The organism is Streptomyces sp. NPDC058664 (assembly GCF_042716635.1).
Taxonomy (GTDB): Bacteria; Actinomycetota; Actinomycetes; order Streptomycetales; family Streptomycetaceae; genus Streptomyces.
Genome location: NZ_JBHXRW010000096.1, coordinates 1 through 17,556 on the forward strand (window position 1 = coordinate 1; position 17,556 = coordinate 17,556).

At 68.7% G+C, this 17,556-nt stretch carries 8 protein-coding genes and 5 pseudogenes; 3 read left to right on the forward strand and 10 right to left on the reverse strand.

What is annotated here, in order from left to right; genetic code table 11:
- Both ACFWUY_RS38475 and ACFWUY_RS38480 read right to left on the reverse strand, forming a co-directional pair.
- Nucleotides 1–170 (reverse strand): annotated as a pseudogene (locus ACFWUY_RS38475) (IS630 family transposase); the annotation flags it as partial.
- Nucleotides 167–706 carry a transposase gene (locus tag ACFWUY_RS38480; RefSeq protein WP_384121060.1) on the reverse strand — a complete coding sequence of 180 codons (540 nt, stop codon included), beginning with the start codon at nucleotides 704–706 and terminating at the stop codon, nucleotides 167–169. The gene ACFWUY_RS38480 and the pseudogene ACFWUY_RS38475, both read right to left, overlap by 4 nt.
- Before the next feature lie 141 nt (nucleotides 707–847).
- Here ACFWUY_RS38480 and ACFWUY_RS38485 point away from each other — a divergent pair, with 141 nt between their 5' ends.
- Nucleotides 848–1,390, forward strand: coding sequence for a hypothetical protein (locus ACFWUY_RS38485; RefSeq protein ID WP_384121063.1), 543 nt, complete (start codon nucleotides 848–850; stop codon nucleotides 1,388–1,390).
- A 169-nt stretch (nucleotides 1,391–1,559) separates the two neighbouring features.
- Here the strand turns inward: ACFWUY_RS38485 and ACFWUY_RS38490 are convergent, their stop codons facing one another.
- From ACFWUY_RS38490 to ACFWUY_RS38510, 5 genes and pseudogenes are all read right to left on the reverse strand, one after another.
- Complete coding sequence (locus ACFWUY_RS38490; RefSeq protein ID WP_384121067.1) at nucleotides 1,560–11,462, reverse strand: LamG-like jellyroll fold domain-containing protein; 9,903 nt, start codon at nucleotides 11,460–11,462, stop codon at nucleotides 1,560–1,562.
- Nucleotides 11,463–12,124: 662 nt separating this feature from the next.
- A complete protein-coding gene (locus ACFWUY_RS38495) occupies nucleotides 12,125–12,304 on the reverse strand; it encodes a hypothetical protein (protein WP_384121069.1) in 180 nt (59 codons plus the stop codon).
- Nucleotides 12,305–12,343: 39 nt separating this feature from the next.
- Nucleotides 12,344–12,514, reverse strand: coding sequence for a hypothetical protein (locus tag ACFWUY_RS38500; protein WP_384121071.1), 171 nt, complete (start codon nucleotides 12,512–12,514; stop codon nucleotides 12,344–12,346).
- 354 nt (nucleotides 12,515–12,868) lie between these two features.
- On the reverse strand, nucleotides 12,869–13,450 hold the full coding sequence (locus ACFWUY_RS38505; protein ID WP_384121073.1) for a hypothetical protein: 582 nt from the start codon (nucleotides 13,448–13,450) through the stop codon (nucleotides 12,869–12,871).
- Nucleotides 13,451–13,725: 275 nt separating this feature from the next.
- Nucleotides 13,726–13,926, reverse strand: a pseudogene (locus tag ACFWUY_RS38510) (transposase); the annotation flags it as partial.
- A 1-nt stretch (nucleotide 13,927) separates the two neighbouring features.
- Here ACFWUY_RS38510 and ACFWUY_RS38515 point away from each other — a divergent pair.
- Nucleotides 13,928–14,312 (forward strand): annotated as a pseudogene (locus tag ACFWUY_RS38515) (transposase); the annotation flags it as partial.
- A 35-nt stretch (nucleotides 14,313–14,347) separates the two neighbouring features.
- Here the strand turns inward: ACFWUY_RS38515 and ACFWUY_RS38520 are convergent.
- Together ACFWUY_RS38520 and ACFWUY_RS38525 are read right to left on the reverse strand one after the other, a co-directional pair.
- Nucleotides 14,348–14,845, reverse strand: a pseudogene (locus ACFWUY_RS38520) (GNAT family N-acetyltransferase).
- Nucleotides 14,846–14,990: 145 nt separating this feature from the next.
- A complete protein-coding gene (locus ACFWUY_RS38525) occupies nucleotides 14,991–15,929 on the reverse strand; it encodes a MerR family transcriptional regulator (protein ID WP_384121075.1) in 939 nt (312 codons plus the stop codon).
- A 424-nt stretch (nucleotides 15,930–16,353) separates the two neighbouring features.
- Here ACFWUY_RS38525 and ACFWUY_RS38530 point away from each other — a divergent pair, with 424 nt between their 5' ends.
- Entirely contained in the window at nucleotides 16,354–17,211 is an 858-nt protein-coding gene (locus tag ACFWUY_RS38530; protein ID WP_384121077.1) for a CPBP family intramembrane glutamic endopeptidase, read from the forward strand.
- On the opposite strand, the pseudogene ACFWUY_RS38535 reads toward ACFWUY_RS38530, so the two are convergent.
- Nucleotides 17,203–17,556, reverse strand: a pseudogene (locus ACFWUY_RS38535) (transposase family protein); the annotation flags it as partial. The gene ACFWUY_RS38530 and the pseudogene ACFWUY_RS38535 overlap by 9 nt on opposite strands.

Here is a 17,556-nt window from a genome sequence, read left to right on the forward strand (position 1 = left end):
CCGTCGCGGTTGCCGTCGTCGCGGCGGGGCCGGTAGATCAGCCTCGAGCGGTGGCCGGGTTTGTAGCAGGTCAGCGCCGCGATGGATATCCGTCTGCGGGAGCGGCCGCGGACCCGCACCACCGGGGTCCGGCCGCGCTGTGACCAGGTCTTCGCCTGCGGCGGCGTCATGGAGAAGCCGGCTTCGTCCTCGAAGACGAGCCAGGCTCCATGGGCCGCCGCGAGTCTTCCGCGCAGGGCCACACCTCCTTGACCCAGCCGGCCACGGCCTCGTCGTCACGCTCCATGGCGCGTCGGGCGGGGACCTGGCAGGACCAGCCGTTGCGCACCAGGAGCTTGCGCACGCCCTGGATGGTGTAGGTCAGGTGGAAGCGCCGGCCGATCACCGTTTTCACGCGACTCAGGGTCCAGCGTTGGTCTTCCCAGCCGTGCGCGGCCGGCCCCTTGGCCAGCTCCGCCTCCAGTTGCGCGAACTGCTTCTCGCTCAGTCTCGGCAACGACGCCGGCCCCTGCGACCGCAGAGCCCGCGGACCGCCCTCGTCCCACATCTGCCGCCATCGCTGCACCGAGCGGACGCTGACCCGCAGATCCTTGGCGATGACCGAACTCGCCTCACCCTGAGCGAATCTCCCGGCCGCCTTGATCCGTAACTCCTCGCGGAACTGCTGCCGTTCGGCAGTCAGCCCGCCCCCTTGTGGATACCGCATGCCCCGGTGATACCGCACGGACGACGAACCGTCACCCCCTACGACTCCACGAGTTCAACCTCAGTAACCCTCTCCTCCGTGAAGGTGCGGATCGCCGCGTCGACCGACCGGCCATCCCGCACTCGTCCCAGGGGGACATCCATGTCCGACTCCACCCAGCAGCCCGCCGAGCAGCCCGTCCAGCCGCCCGCTCCCGAGCCGCCCGTCCAGCAGTCCGCCCCGGAGCCCGCCGTGACCTTCCTGCGCCGCCACGGCGCGGTGATCACGCTCGCCCTGCTGTTCCTCGGCTACGTCCTGCACGACCGCCCCGCGCTGCGCAAGACCATCGGCGCCCTCGCCACCGCGGCCGCGCCCGGCACCGCGCTGATGGCCCTGACCCTGGTCCGGCCGCCGGTAACCCGCTCCACGGGCCCGCAACCCGGGCGCACCGCCGCGCGTACCGGGTCACGGGCCGTGAGCAAGCCTGCCCCGCGTCCGGCCTGCTCGCCGCCTCGGGAAGGTTGCATCCACGGTTGTCTGCACCGTTGCCTGCACGGGCGGACCCGGCGTTGCACCGGAGGCACTGCCGCAGGTGTGAACCCTCTATTCGTGATCATGGGCGTTCCCGCTGGTCATCTGCCCTTGGGTAGCGCGCGAAGGACGCGGGCCACGGCCTGGACTCGATCCTCGCGAACGACAACGTGACGGGCACGGCCGTCGTGAAGGTGACGGCGAAGGACGGCTACTTCAAGTCGTCGGGGTGCGGGGACTGGGCCAAGACGGGCTGACACCCGGCCGACGCGGGCCTGACGCCCCCGAGGAAACGGGAAAGCCCCGCCGAGACTCTCGGCGGGGCTCCCTGTCTGTCACCTCATCACTTCCTGCTGAAGCGGATCTCCTCCGTCCACCGGATGTCCTGCGTCTTCTTGGAGAACCGTCCCGTCGAGTACTGCTCGTTCAAGGGTTTGCCAACCTTCTCCTCGTACCAGCTGCTGTAGCCACCCCACGAGGGGCTCGGGCGGGTCGCCGAGTGCATGGTGCTCTTGTTGTGCACCCAGAACTTGACGGTCGCCATCCCCGTCGCCTTGTTCATGCCCGTGACCTGGTACTTGAGGTCGTGCGAGCCGAGGAACGCCACGGAGGGGTTCGTCGCCAGGTCCCTGGCGACCTTGTCCCTCGACTTCCCCTCCTCGTCGTCCCTCCCGAGGACATACGGCTTGGCCTTCCAGTCCGAGCCGGGCTTGAGCTTGCCGCTCGCGAGGTCCCGGGCGACGAAGCCCCTCGTGTACTGGACGTGGGGGTGCGCCTGGAGGGTCTTGGTGAACGTGTTGTTCGGACCGAGGTCCCGGTGCTTCGGCCCCGTGCCGGTCACCCACTCGAAGCCGAGGTCGACGGCCGTGGGATCGGTGTGGTTCGGCTTGTTGAGGACCTTCCCCAGCAGGACCACATGCGTGTCCATGGTGTCGAAGACCGAGCGGACGCCGACCTGCCACAGGAACCCGAAGTCGTTCCGCCTGTCGTCCAGGTTCTTGCGCAGCACCGCGTTCATGCGGCGAATCTCCTCCTGGCGCTGCTTCAGCTTGTACACCTTGAACTTCAGGGCCTTGATGCGGTTGGCCTTCTGCTTGTCCCTGTTCGCCTTGATCAGCTTGGCACGGGACTCCGGGCTCCTGATGACCCTGACCGCCCTGTGTTTCTTGGGCGAGGCGGCCCGCTTGGTGTAGCTGACGACCTTCTTCACGGCGTCGCGGATCCGGTGGGCCACCTTCGAGATCGGGCCGCGGCGGATCACCGTCTTGGCCCGGATCACCGTCGACCGCTTCATGTATCTCACGGTGCGGTTGTTGACGAGCCTGTCGGCCGCCTTGGCCACCTTCGCCAGACCGCTGAGGAACTTCGGCCAGTGGCCCGTGGGGTCCGTCGCCGACATCGGGTTGTCGTCCGCATAGGCGTAGCGGTTCGCACTCACCGACTCCGGCAGGGGCGAGAGGCCCACCGTGTCCCGGCTGGTGAACCGGCCGACCTCCGGCGCGTACCAGCGGGCGGCCATGTTGACCTTGCCGGACTCCGGGTCGGTCCAGCCGGACTGGTAGCCGAGGCCGCCCAGGATTCCGCTGGTGCGGGACACCTTGCCGAACGGGGAGTACGTCCGCGAGCCGGTCAGCGCCTCGCCCGCCGCGGTGAACTGCGCGACCACGTCGGTGTGCAGGTCCGTGAGGGCCAGCACGGACGAGACCGGCGTCTTCACACCGAGCAGGGATCCGTCGGCGTTGCGGCTGTAGGAGGTCCCGCCGTCCGAGGCGATGTCGTTCCCGACACCGCTGTAGGCGAACGAGAACAGGGCGGTGCCCGTCTCGTCCCGGGCCTCCAGGACCCGGTCGAAGCCGTCGTACGTGTACGTCCGGCCGCCTTCGCCGATCACCCGGTCGAAGGCGTCGGCCTTGACGGCGACGGTGCCGCCACCGACGCTCGCGACCTGGCTGAGCGAGCCGCGCGCGGTGTACATGTACGAGTCGCCGCCGGCCCGCATGAGCCGGTTGCGGGCGTCGTACGTGTACGTGTCCGCGCCCACCTGGGTCCGGTTGCCGGAGGCGTCGTAGCCGTAGGACTCCGTCGCGGTCCCGTTGTTCCAGGACGTCAGGCGGTCGGCCCGGTCGTAGGTGTAGGTGTTGACGGTGACGCCCGCGTCACCGGTCGTCGTCTTCGTCGTCTCGTTGCCGTTCTCGTCCCACCCGTAGGCGATCGAGGAGAGCACCTTGCCCGTCGGAGACGTCAGCCTGTCCTCCGTCACCCTCTCCAGTGCGTCGTACGAGAAGGTCCGCCGGGACCCGCCCGTCCCGTAGTCGATCTGCTTGACCCGGTCGTCGGCGTCGTAGGTGTACGTCAGCGCCGTGCCGGTCGACGCGTCGGCGGCGGTCCGGAGCCGGCCGTCGGTGTCGTAGCCGTACGTGGTCGTGCCGGAGGCATCCGTCCGTGAGGTCATCAAGCCGTCGCCGTTGTACGCGAAGGACGAGTCGCCCGAGGGGCCGGCCGTGGACAGGAGCAGACCGCGGTCGTCGTAGGTGAAGGTGTTCTTGACGTCACCGGCGCCCGCGACGGACGTGAGCCGGTCGTCGGAGTCGTACGTGTAGGTGCGGTCGGCCGTGATGGCCTCCGCACCCGTGCCCGACTGGCGGACGAGCCGGTCCTCGGCGTCGTACTCGTTGACGACGGTCACGCCGCCCGGGGAACGGCCCTCCTTCGCCCGGCCTCCGGCGTCGTACACCGTGGTGAACGTCCGGTCCGCCGCGTCGGGGTGCGACGGGGTGGCCGGCTCTATCTCGGACTCGGCGCGCCCCCAGCTGTTGTAGGTGGTCAGAAACGCGTTGCCGCGACCGTCGGTGAAGCGCGTCCGGTTGCCCTCCGCGTCGTAGCCGAAGGTCGTGGTGATGGACTCCGTCGCCGAGACCGGCTGCACCGCCTTCGTGACGGCACCGGAGGCGTCCGTCGTGAGGGTGGTGGTGTGGCCCCGGTAGTCCGTCGTCGACGTGACGTTGCCGGCCCGGTCGAAGGTGGTGCGCGCGGTACGCAGCACCGTGCCCTGCGCGTCCAGGTCCTCGACCTTGACGAGCTGCCCGAACGGGTCGTACGTGTTGCGGTTGCTCGTGCCGTCCGGGTCCGTCGACGTGAGGACGCGGCCGTCCATGTCGTAGGTGAACCGGTGGCTGTCGCCGGAGGCGTCGGTGACCGCGGTCTTCTCGCCGAGCACGTTGTACGCGTACGACTCCGGGATGCCGGAGGCGCTCAGCACCCGGGACAGCTCGCCGCCCGGGGCGTCGTACTCGTTGACCACCGTGTACGCCCGCTGCGTGGGCTGCCGGACGATGTCCGTGGTGGTGAGCCGGCGGCCCAGGTAGTCCCAGGTGGACTCCTGACGGGCGCCGTTCGGCCGGGTGGCCGACAGCTCGTCGCCGTTGGTGTCGTACGTGTACGTCGTGACACCGCTGCGCGGGTCCGTGACCGAGGCCTTCTCCCCGAGCTGCGTGTAGGTGTACGCGGTGCGGTTGCCGAGCTCGTCGACCTCCGCCTTGAGCAGGCCCAGGGTGTCGTACTCCGCCCATGACGTGGCCGTGATCGGAGTCGTACCGCCCGGCGGAGTGTAGGGCGGCAGCGTCGTCGACGTCTCCCGGCCTTCCGCGTCGTACGCCACGACCGTCACGTTGCCCAGCGCGTCCGAGGTCTCGGTCGCCTCGCCGAAGGTGTTGTAGCCGGTCATGGTGACGGGCCGGACGGAGACCGGGGTCCCGCCGTTCCGCTCCACGTCGACGAGCGGTTCGGTGACCGAGGTCGCCCGCCCCGCCTCGTCGTAGCCGTAGTCCGTCGTGGTGCCGTTCTCGTCGGTCTTCGCGAGCGCCAGACCGCGCTGGTCCAGCTTCGAGGTGGTGGTGCGGACGGAGCTGCCGGCGGCCGGCAGGGTGCCGCCCTTGACGGCGGTGATCTGCGCCGAGGTCAGTGCCTCGGCGTAGACCTGGACGTCGTCGATGCCACCCTTGAACTCGTAGTCGTAATCGGTGCCGTACCCGTGACGGCCGATCTGCAACGGACCGGTCGACTCCCACGGGGAGGTGTACGGGACTTCCTGGGCGAGGGCGCCGTTGACGTACAGGCGCAGCTTCGCCGCCTGCGCGTCGTACACACCGACCAGGTGGGTCCACGCCCCGGCCACGGCCGCCGACGGAGCGGAGACCGCCCGGTCGAACGTCTGGACCGGCGCCACGTCCGCACGCGGCCGGGCGAACACCCAACCGGTACCGGCCGCGTAGTACAGCACGAAGCCATACACATGGTCACCGTTCTGGGACAGCACCGTCCGACCGCTGGTGAGATCGGACAGCTTCGCCCATGCGGAGACCGTGAAACTGCCCGCCGTGTTCACGACCGGACCCTCGGTCTGCGCCCATGAGTTGGCGTCACCGTCGAAGACGGCACTGCCGCCCCGGTCGGTGCTCCCGCGCATACCAGTGCCATGCGTGGCGGTGCTGTTGCCGCCGGAGGAGTCCGCCAGGCCGGAGCCCGTCGTCTCGTCCAGCTTGTAGCGGGCCACCGGAGCCGTGGTGCCGTCGTGGACCGTGACCCCCCTGACGTTGCCCAGGTCGTCGTACCGCATGTCCGTCATGTCGACGTCACCGGTCGCCGGATCGGTCTCGGACTCGGTCACGACCCGGTCGTCGGGGTCGTACGACACCGTGGTCGACCGCGCGAGACCGTTCGGGTCGAGGACCGTGCGGGTCGTGCGGTCGGCCGCGTCGACCGTGAGCGTGCTCCTGACCCGGCCGTCCTCGGTGATCTGCTCGGTCAGGTTGCCGGCGGCGTCGTAGGTGTTCGCCTGCTCCGTGAAGGACTTCCCGGACTGCGGGTCCCTGCGGACCACCGTCGCCGACAGACCGTTGTCGGTGTACGTGTACGCCGTCACCCAGCCCATCGCGTCCGTGACGGACGCGAGGCGGCCCGCCGGGTCGTATGCCCGGGACTCCCGCACGAGGAGGGAGGGGGCGGACGGGTTGTTGGGGTCGCCCGCCCAGTTCTGCAGTCCGGCCGTGAGCGGCCGCCGCTCGGCGTCGAAGGTGAAGACCTGGATGTTCCCGGCCGGGTCCGTCTCGCGCACCTTGTTGCCGTAGACGTCGTACGCGAACGACGTGGTGTCGCCGCCCGGGTCCGTCTTCGTCAGGACACGGTTGCGCGCGTCGTACGTCATGGACGTCGTGCGCGCCGTGTCACCGCCGATCAGGTCCGCCTGGGTCTGCGACAGGACGTTTCCGTCGGAGTCGAAGGCGGTCGTGGTGCGTGCCTGGTGCGTCGTGCCGGTGACCCGGTTGATGATCCGAGGGCCGGTCTCGCTGACGATCTGGTCGTTCTTGTCATACGCCTGCGAGGTCGTCAGGCCTGCGGGGTACGCGTCCGAGATCTTGGTCCTGGAGAGCTGGCGGCCGATGTTGTCGTACGTGTACTTCTCCTTGGCGCCATTGGCGTCAACGGTCTCGGCGAGGTCGCCGTTGGCGTAGTACGTGTACGAGGTCTTCTTGCCGCCCGGGGTGGTCACCTGGGCGACGAGCCCGGCCGGCGCCTTCGCGGTGCCGCCCTCTGCCGCCGGGGTGGCGGTGGTGGTGTAGACGGTGCTGGTGGTCCGGCCGTTGGGGTGCCCTGCCACCGGCGGGGACGTCACGGCCGTGACGTTGCCGCCCGTGTCGTAGGTGTGGGTGGTGAGGTAGGTGTTGTCGGTGGGTCCCGAGGACCGGCCGTCACGCTCGGTGATCGGCATGTCGTTGCGCGGATCCATCGGCGGGAACGCGGTGGTCGTGTCCGGGTAGTACGTGAAGTACTCGGTGGAGCACTTGCCGGCCAGGGTGTCCTGACAGGTGGTCTGGGAGACCGCGTTGCCCCGGACGTCGTGGCCGGTGACGGACCGGTTGCCGTTGGCGTCGGTGATGGTGTGGAGGAAACCGGCCGTGTCGTAGCCGTACGTCGTCCGCCGGCCCTCGGTGTCGACGGAGGCGAGGAGGCGGTTGCCCATCTCGGCGTCGTAGACGTAGGTGAGGGTCTTGTCCTTCGGGTCGGTCAGCTTGACCGTACGCACCGGGGCGATCCCGGACGACGCCTTGTACGCGGACCAGTGGCGGGCCACGTCGTCCTCGGTCAGACCGGCCTGGTAGAAGGCGACCTCGGCGATGGAACCCGTGAAGTAGGAGACGTCACCCGGCGAGCTGTACCAGCCCTTGCCGAAGCCGGCACCGATATAGGTGCGGGTGTTGTTCTCGTTGCTCGGAGCACCCGTGCAGGTACCCTGCTTGGCCCCGTCGAGGTACAGCGTCTGCGTGGTGCCGGACGCGGTCAGGACGGCGTGGTGCCAGGTGTCGTCGGTGACGGTCGCCGTCGAGCCGATCGTCGCGGTGGCGTCGCAGGTGCCGCTCCACCAGTGACCGCGCAGCTTGCCGTCGGCACCGACGTACAGCAGGTCGCTGTAGCTTCCGGCCGCTCCCCCGGCATAGTCCACCGCGAGGCTCTGGTCGCTCATGATCACGCCGGGCTCGGCGGTCCTGAACCAGAGCTCCACAGACCGGTCCGGCTTCGCGTGCAGCGGCCCGAACGGCAGCTCGGCGTACGAGCTGGTGCCGTTGAACGACGCCGCGCTGTTGTCGTCGGCGCCGAAGGGGCCGACGACGCCCTGCGTCACGGTGTTGTACGTACCGAAGCCGGTGTTCAGCTCGTTCGCGGCCTGCGGTGCGGCCTGGGTGTCCCCGAGGCGCCAGTAGCCGGCAGGGGCGGAGCCCATAACGGCCGAGCGGTAGACCTGCGAGGAACCGGTGACGGCCGCCGGGTTCAGCTTCCACGTACCACCGTTTGCGTCGGTGGCCTGGAGGACCAGGTCGTCAGCGGTGCCGTAGACAACCGTGGATTGGGTCTTGCCACCCGGGGTCGTGACGGAGTCGAGGAGCCCCGCCGCACGGAACGCGGCCTGGTACTGCGCCGTGATCACACCCGCCGTGAGGGGCTCCGTGTAGATCGCGACCTCGGCGAGCTGGCCGGAGAAGTGGCCGAGCGGGTCGGCCGCGTTCATGGCGGGCCAGCCGCGATTGTTCACACCCGCGCCGAGCGCGATGTACGGCGTGTTCCAGTCCTTGATCTGACCGGCCTTGCTACCCTGCGGGACACCGTCCAGATACAGCGTCTGGGTCGTGCCCGCACCGGTCAGGACCGCCTGATGCCACTTGCCATCGCTGACGGAGGCGGCGGAGGTGATCGTCGTCCCGCACGTGCCCGTCGCCAGACAGCCGCGCAGCTTGCCGTCCGTGCCGACGTACAGCGCGGGCGTGTTGTAGGTGGTGTTGGCCACCGGGCTGGGGTCGCTCAGCGGCTTGTCACCGTAGTAGACGAGGACGCCGCCGGCCTGCGTGGTCTTGAACCACGCCGAGATCGTCGTGTACGAGGGCGTGGCGCCGGGGGCGCTGGGCATCTCGACGTATGACGCGCTGCCGTCGAACGTGGCGGTCTTCTGGGTGGATCCGGCGAGCAGGCTCGTCGACCCCAGGGCCACGTTGCGGTACAGACCGTTGTACTTGCCCTGATTGGCGTCGACCGTGTCCTTCGAGACGGTCTCCCCGGCCGCCTCACCGAGCCGCCAGTACGCGTACGGGTCGGCGTCCAACACCGTCGTGCGGTGGTGGTTGCCGGTCGCGTAGGTGTACGCCGTGCACTTCGTGGCGTCAGCCGGCGGACACACGCCGGTCAGCTGGTCGCCGGCGTAGCCGTACTTCCACGTCTGCGCGGTGCTCGCGTCGCCGACGACGGCCGCGTCCGTGGCTACCGTCACCACGTGGGCGGCGGTCGCTCCGGACGGGGTCGCCCAGGCGAGGGTCAGGGACCGCTTCGAGGTGGTGTTGGTGATCTTCGTGAGCTGGCGCGAGGCGTTGTAGGTGAACGTCTCCGCCCGGCCCGCGTAGTCCACGATGCCGGATATCGCGTAGAGCCCGGTCTTCCCGGTCGCTTGCGTGAAGGAGTAGGCCGTGAAGTCCTTGTCCGTCAGCTTGTAGCCGCCGGTGACGGGCTCCAGGCGGGCGTAGCGTCCGCGCGGAGGAACGAACGTGCCGTTGCTGTTGCGGCCGAAGGCGACCTGCTCACCACCCGGATAGGTGATGACGACGCTGGTGACCGTGCCCGCGCCGTCCTTGTTCTCGGCTGCCTTCATGTCGACGACCGTCGACCAGCCCGCGCCGAAGGCGCCGTCAACACGCGGGTCGAGGCTGTTGTAGGAGCGGTCGATCTCCAGGGAGGGGCCGATGACGGGGACGTCGGCATCGGTGTCCTCGGTCGTGTAGTTGCCGTCCGACGGGTCGAACTCGTGGCCGTCGGTGTTCTGCGCGAGACCCGAGGTGACCGGCGGCTGCGGAACGGCGGTGGAGAAGCGGCTGGCCGAGTGCAGCACCGAGTCGTGGCCGTCGGTGACGCTCACGTACCAGTTGTAGTTCTTCGACCAGGCGAGCTTGCCCGCCGGCACCTTCCAGGCGCGGTCGGCGATCACGCCGGAGGACACGACCGGGGTGGTGGCGGCCGAGTCGGCGTCGTACACCTCGAAGGAGTACGACAGGGTGCCGGGCCAGCCGTCGGCGTCGCTCGCGTACACGAGCAGCTCGGGCTGGAGCGTGTGCGCCTGGAAGTTCTCCGGCGGGTACTGGGCGTTGACCTGTGGCTTCGTGTTCGCCGTGTACGTCAGGTCGAGCGCCGGGCGGAAATCGGCGGTCGCCGAGTTGTCCGAGTGGAACTTCTTCCAGTGGAGGCTGTCGCTGGTCGGCGCGGTCAGCGCCAGACCATGGTTCGCCCCACCGGTGGCGACGTACGTGAACCAGTCGGTTGACAGGGTGACCGGCATTTTCACGCCGACACCCGGGGAGTTGCTGTCGTTCGAGCAGGACGCTCCCGCCGCGGGCGTGGCCGTGCCGATGGCGGCGCCGTACGCCGGGCCGGGGTAGCTGGTTACCCCGGACGGGGTCCAGGCCTGGGAGATCGGGTGGACCGAGAACTCCTGGGCCGGGCAGGTCGAGGACCACAGCGCGTACACGTTCAGCGTGGCGGCGGAGACCCGCTGCCCCTTGAGCGTGGTGCCGAGCGACGGGAACTGCAGGAACGAGTTGGTCTTGTTGGTGCCCGCGTCGTACGAACCCACCTTGATGATCGGCTCGGTGGAGTGATCACCGGGAATCGTGTTCTGGGCGTACGTGGAATTGCTGGCCGTGACGGTCGGATCGACGGTCACCGGGTAGACCCGCTCGGGTGCGGCGAGCCAGGCGCGGTCCGCGGTCATCCGAAGGGCCGGCTTGCCATCGACAGTCGTCAGCTCGTAGCTGACGGCCCGGGACTGTGCCGCGTCACCGGAGCGGGGATCGATCCTGGAGTCCTCCATGAAGGCATGGGGGACGGTGGCGGTCACCGCCCCTGCCGCGTCGGTGAACTCGACGTCGCCGTCGGCCGCGATGCGCGGTGTCAGGCCCGTGGCGTCGAGGGGAAAGACCCAGGAACTCGCCGCGTCGGGGGAACGCAGGACGATGTTCTCCTTGAAGCCCTCCGCCAGCGACACGAGCTGGACGTCGGTGTCGGGCAGGACGCTGGCGTACGTGATGGTGCCGTTGGCGTCCACGGTGGGCTCGGACGTGGCGGCGCCGCGCAGGGAGTAGGCCAGAGACCGGCCGGAGCCGAAGTCCACGGATGCCAGCTGCCGGTCGGCGGCGGTCGGCGCGAACTCGATGTCGAGGGAGTTGGCCCTCTGCTGGAGACGCCCGTCCCTGTCCTCGGTCAGGCTCGTGTCGATCGGCTTCCAGGTGCCGTCGGCCGTCTTGAAGTTGGATCGCCCCGCGTAGTGGCGGACGGTCGTCGAGCCATCGGCGTTGACGAAGAAGTCCGAGCTCGCCGAGGACTTCTTCGCGTCGCGCCGGCTCGTGCGGGCGTCGAAGCTGTCGGCGTCACCGGGCGCCTTGCCGGTGGTGACGTCGGCGGGGTTGTCGGTCTCCCGCTTGAACGGCGGAAGCTCCCCCTTCGCCTTGCCGGGCTTGCGGCCGGCCTCGCCTTCGAGGCTGGTGGCGTCGGCGGAGGCACGGTGGCTCTTGCCGGCGGCCGTGCCGCCCTGTTGGTCAGGGGTGTCGAGAGGGGTCTCGTTCACCCACTTCCACAGCCCGGAGAGGGAGAGTTGAGGCAGCTTCACCGGAGTCAGGGTGGCTCCGGTGGCCATCGCCGTCTCGGTGGTGAGCATGCAGGAGAAGGATGTCAGGACGAAGAGAGCCGTAGCCCTCAGCCTGCGTCTACCGGTGCGAACCGGTGGCTGCAGACGAGGGCTACGGACCCGATGAACTCGCATGGGTCGGCCTTTATTTATGCTGCGTTTACAGAAACCTCCCGAGCCTGCCCGACATACGCACACCAGTTCTATAGCTGACGCGTATCACTTACAAGATCGTTATGGGATGGAGTGCCGCACCCGCGGCAGGAGGCGCCGAGCGTCAGCCCGAGCCCGAGCCCGTTCGCGTACGAACGGCCGACAGCGGCCACCGTGGAGCACTCATTGCCGGGGAGCCGCGAACGGCCGGGCGTCGCTCCATTCCCAGAAGAGGGCCCCGGCCTCCCTCTGCTCCCGCAGGAACTCCTCGAACGCGGTGGAGTCCCGGTCCGCCGGAACGTTGATCGCCGCGTGCCGGCCGCCGCGAACATTGCCGCGATGGCGGCGCGGAAGGAGCCGGCAGGACGTTGACTGCCCGAACGTTCGCGCCAGCCACCCGCGCAAGACCATCCTGCGCGCGCAGGGAGCAGAGGGTGCCTTCCACCTTCATGGAGATGGTGTCGGGGCCATCCCCGCGGGGGCGGAGGTGAGTCGCCGTGGCGGATTGGCGGCCAGTGAGGCCTCTGGGCAACGGCCGATCAGAATCCCGGCTGCTTCTCGTAGACCGGGATGTCGTACCCCTGATCGCGGAGCCACTCCCGAGTCAAGAATGCTTTCTGCCTGGTCTCCGCTTGGGGCTCTATGCCCTTCAACAGCGCCCCGGCGTAGATCACGAGGTTCTCCGCCTCCTCCATCTCCTTGAGAACGGCTTGGGCCACGGCCTGTGCTACATCGACGTCCAGACGACCCTCTACCTGCTAGCGCTGCAGACGGTCTCTGGCCTGCCGCGCAGCGTCATCTTCGGCGTGGGCTTCCGCTGTGCCGGCTGCGTCCATTGCCTTCTCATTCGCCGCATCCATCTGCCGCGTGAGGTAAGCGGTGATGACCCCCTTGGCAAGGTTCTCCCGGCGCTGCTTATCGTCCGTCATGCCCCTGCCTCTTTCCTGCCCCTACGCACCAGGCCGATATGGATGTGCCCGCCCGGTGCAACGTGCGACGGCTTCCCGGGCGGGCTCTACCCGTTATCGTCCGGGAGAACGGCCGCGGGCGCGCGCGGAGCCTGCCCGGCAACGGGGGTTGGTGACGCATTGCACCCCGCACCGGGGATCACTGGATGCGGGGGCGCACGGGAGGCGGATCAACGACCAGTCGGCCCGGCCACCCGCAGTTGACCGTAGCGGTCTGCGGTCTGGCGGCGTATCGGTTCGCCGCCGCCCGCACGGGCTACATGGCCGTACGGCTGGTGACGGGCTTGTTGACGGCTGCCGTCCTGTGAGGCGGTGTCAGGCCGCGGGGGTGGTGCGGGAGCGTGGGCGTTCGGTGGACAGCACCGCCCACACCCGTCGGCCGTCCTCGGAGGCATCCGTGCCGCAGCTGGCGGTGCCGGGGACGGCGGCGAGGTCGGACAGGATCGTCCCGTCGGGTTCGGAGCCGGTGTGGCTGAGGACGGCGATGAGGAGCATGTCGTCCTGGTCGGCGAGGTGGACGCTGATGCGCCGGCCGTCGTCGGCGGTGGCCGCGCCGACGAGGATGCGCACGGTCTTCTCGAGAGCCTCGTCTTGGGGGTGGGCGTAGCCCCATCCGCGGACGGTCTCGGTGATCTTCCTGACGGCCTGTCCGGCGACCCAGGGGTAGCCGGTGAGGGCCCAGTTCGCGGCGCGCCGGGCCCGGATCGACATGCGGGGTCGGCGGGTCTGGAGGTGGGCCTGCCCGGGGCCGGGGAGCGGCAGCGTCGTGGAGACGGGCTTGGTCGACGGCTGCGGCCGGGGTGCCTCGACGGGCTTCTTCTGCGGGGGCGGGGTGCGGGGCGGGTAGGTCGGCGGCACCTTGGGGCCCTTGTCGTTCATGGGCATCGGGTCGGTCACGACAGCCTCCTTGCGCTCACGACCATTCTGGCAGCGCGGCCCGATCTGTTGTGGCTGATTGCACAGGTTCCTGGCGTGTGGTGCCAGGTCCCTCGCGCCGATCACGCGCCCGCCTCCGTCGCGGCACGGGACCGGCAGGCGTAAGGCACAACCCAACGACCATCCGATATGCCCTTTTTAGCGACCATGCCAAGAGCCGGGCCGAAATTACTTTTCCACGCACAGAACACCCCTAGAGGTCGCTTTCGCCCGATGTTTCATCCTGAGATCAGGTGCTATGCGGCTTTTTTTGGATCGCGCCAGGAGATGGTGTTCTCGCTGGTGAGGCGGCGGGGCATGCGGCCGGTCATCGCAAGGTGGATCATGGCTTCGGAGCGGGTGGGCAGGGTTTCGTAGTCGCGGGCCAGGCGGCGGTGGAGCATGAGCCAGCTGTAGGTCCGCTCGACTGCCCACCGTTTGGGGATCGGGGTGAAGCCCCACAACGCCGAGAACAAGGAGCAGGCCCGCAAAGCCGTCGCCATATTCGCCAAGCAGTACAACGCGAAGTACCCCAAGACGGTCAGGAAGATCGTGGACGATGAGGACGAGCTGCTGGCGTTCTACGACTTCCCCGCCGAGCACTGGTTCCATCTGCGGACCACGAATCCCATCGAGTCGACGTTCGCCACCGTGCGGCTGCGGACCAAGGTGACGAAGGGTGCCGGCAGCCGGCCGCCGGGCTGGCGATGGTTTTCAAGCTGGTCGAGTCAGCCCAGGCCCGCTAGCGGGCTGTGACGCACTCCACCTCGTCGCTCTGGTCTGTGCCGGGGCCCGCTTCGAACACGGCCACCTCGTCGAACGCTCCGAGACCCTCTCGGCGTGAGTAACCTCAGCCGATCCGCAGAAGCCGAGAGGATCTCAGATGCTCATGCGTCTGCATACGTGCAGCTGGCCGTCGCGGGGGAAAGACGGCGGCGCCGCGGGCAGGATGGTGTCGAAGTCGCAGCGGCTCTTCTGTGCAACCCGGCACGATGCCAGGTTGTCCAGCTGGTGCAGGAGTTCGAGACGCTCCAGCCCGTTGGCTTCGAAGGTGTCGAAGGCTCAGCTGGTGAGTGCCTCCAGAGCGCGGGAGGCCACTCCGCGCCCGCGAGCGTGCGCAGCGGTCCAGTAGCCCACTTCGGCCGCCGGTTTGCCGGAGGTGACTTCCTTGAGGACTACGTTGCCCACCAACTGTTGGCGAACTGAACCGAGTTTTACCTCAAGGACGGCGAAGCCGAACCGGTTCCCCGCCGCCCAGCCCTGCTGCTGCGCCTGCACCCAGCGTGCCCCGTCGGCATCGTTGTCCACGACAGAGTTCGCCCACTGGCGCAGTGCGGGATCCCGGCTCACCTCGACCAATGCGGCAACGTCCTCCATGCGCCAGGGGCGAAGAACGAGATCGGGAGAGACCGGCGAAGCGGCCACCTGAAGTACGACCGGGGCACTCATCAACCGATCATATGTGGCGGCGTTTTCACCCGATGCCAGCCGCGTCCGCCCCCTGCTCCTTGCGGCCGTCCCGTCATTGCTGTGTCCGGACGTGCAGAGCCTGGACGGACCAGTCGAGCACTGGAGCCAGACTCTCCGGGGGTGGCCAGCCGTTGACCGCTGCGAGCAGCTGGAGGTATCGCTCCCTGCGGGGGTCGTTCACGCTCTCCAGCCGAGTCGCCAGCCGGCGGCGAAGCTCGACGTCGTCGGGACGGCCGAGGAGGTGCGCGTAGTGCGCCGTGAACGCCGCGACGATCGGATCGGCCTGGGGCGAGGCCGGGTCGATGCCGGCGGTCAGGGCCGGGCCGGCCTGGTCACGGACGATTGCGGCAATGTCGCGGCGCGGGCCCATCGTGTCGCTTCGGGTCTGCTCGGCTGCTTGGTCCTCGGCCATCCGTCGCACCATGGTGCGGAAATCCGGGTCCAGGGACATTTCGGCCAACTCCACCCACGCCTGGACCTGCTCTGCCTCCGGGTTGTCGGGCAGCTCGGGGGTCATCGAGCGCATGACCCCCGCGAATGCGGGGGCGGCGTCAAGACCGCCGAAGACGGCGTTGAGGAAATCGCCGATCAGACATCGGCGTTCGTCCTCGGAGAGCTGGGCCAGCCGGTGCATGAGTTCCGTCTCCTCAGGTGTGGACCCGCGCTCGGCCACCGCCATCAGCACCGCGCGCCGCAGGCACAGGACGCCAATCTGCACTTCCAGTGCTTCGGCGTGCGCCGCGGCGACCTCGGGAAGCGAGAGCTCGCGGTCCACGACCTTGCGGATCGTGGGAAGGTCCAGTCCCAGCTCGCGCAGGGTCCGCACGAGGTCCAGGCGTGCGACGGCGTCGATGTTGTAGAGGCGGTAGCCGGCCGGGCTGCGGTCCGCCGGCGCCACGATTCCGCGATCGGAGTAGAACCGAATGGTCTTGACCGTCAGACCGGTCCGTCGAGCGAGTTCGCCGATCGAGTAGAGCGTGTCGCCGTCCATGCCCCCACCTTTGTGTCTCCCCCTACTGGAGACTCAAGTCCCTTCGCCTGTCAGCAGGCAACCACTCCTGATCCACAAGTCCTGACAACTCCTCGGCAACCGGGATGCGCGGCGTGTGGGAGGAGCTCTGTGGCCGGGTGCGGGGATGGCAAACTCCAGGGGCCGCCCTCCGTATACGCGTAGCCTGAGAAAGCAACCGAGGATGTCTGACCCGATACCAGGACCTTCGTACCACGCCCATGATTCTTGGGCGCCCCCGCCACAGGGTGTAGTGCCGCCTGCGCAACCCTGGCCCGCTCCGCAGGTGGGGCGGGGTCCCCAGGCTCCCGTACCGCCGGCACCTGTGCTCGGGCCGGTGGCTGCACCTCCAGGATCCGCGTACCACGAGCAGGGACGCAATGGGCAACAGCGTGCATGGGGACGGGTGGGGGAGTTCTTCCTTGCCCTTGCGCTGATGGTGGCCGGCATGATCTTTGTGTTCATCGGCTCTGTTGTCATTGGCATGCTTCTGGGAGTGGAGTGGGCTCCGGACGACAGTGACGCACTCTTCGCCGATCCGCTGCTCGATAACGCTGTTCTGCTGGTGGTCCTCGCTCTGTGGATCCCGGCCGTGCTGGTAGCCGTCCGTGTATGCGGAAGACGGCCCGTCGGCACCCTCGCGTCCGTCATCGGGCGACTGCGGTGGGGGTGGCTGGGGCGGTGCTTCGGATTGGCCGCAGTCGTACTCGTCCTCCAAAATCTTGTGCTGATCGTCTGGAGCCTGGTCCAAGACGGATCCGAGACCGTGAGCGGGAAGACTCCCGGCTGGTCCGAACTTCTCCTGAGCCTGTTGGTGCTGTGGGCGCTCGTGCCCTTCCAGGCGGCCGCCGAGGAGTTCGTCTTCCGTGGTTGGCTGGTCCAGCTGTTCGGCGGATTCCTCCGCTCGCCGTGGCCTGGAGTGGCCGTGGCCTCGCTGCTGTTCGCCTTCGCCCACGGATACGGACAGCTGTCCGGGTTCCTGCTGTTGTGCTACTCGGCGGCCTGGTGGGGCTGGCTCACCATCCGTACGGGCGGCTTGGAGGCGGTCATCGCTGTTCACACGGTGAACAATCTGATCGCCTTCACCCTCTCCGCGGTCTTTGGGGAGCTGGCCGATGAAAGCACCGCTGCGGATGCCCCATGGGAGGCCCTGGTAACCGAGATGGTGTTCGCACCGGCGTTCTGCTTGATAGCCGCTCGGCTCGCCGACCGGCGCGGGATCACCACTCGCAGGCTGAGCCTCACTGAGCCGGTTTCATCCTGAACAGCTGCAGTTCAGCAGTGTGTGGACAGCCTGGACGATGATGCCCATGCGACGGGTCGAGCATCTGGCCCGGCGGAGGATTCGCCAGGACTTCAGCTGCGCGAGGGCCCGTTCTCCCGGAGCTCTCAGTCTGGCGTGGTCGCCGTTGAACTGCTGGTAGTGCTCGGGCTGTTCGCGGTGGTGGTAGGTAGTACGGGGTGCGGACGGTGGCGCCGGCGCCCTGGTAGGCGCGGTCCGCCAGGACGAGGATCTGCCGGGTGAGGCAGGCCTGGACGACGGCTGTGGGCGCGGGCCGCGGTCAGGTCGTGGGTGCCGGCCGGGTGTCGCGCGGGAGAACCACAGCGG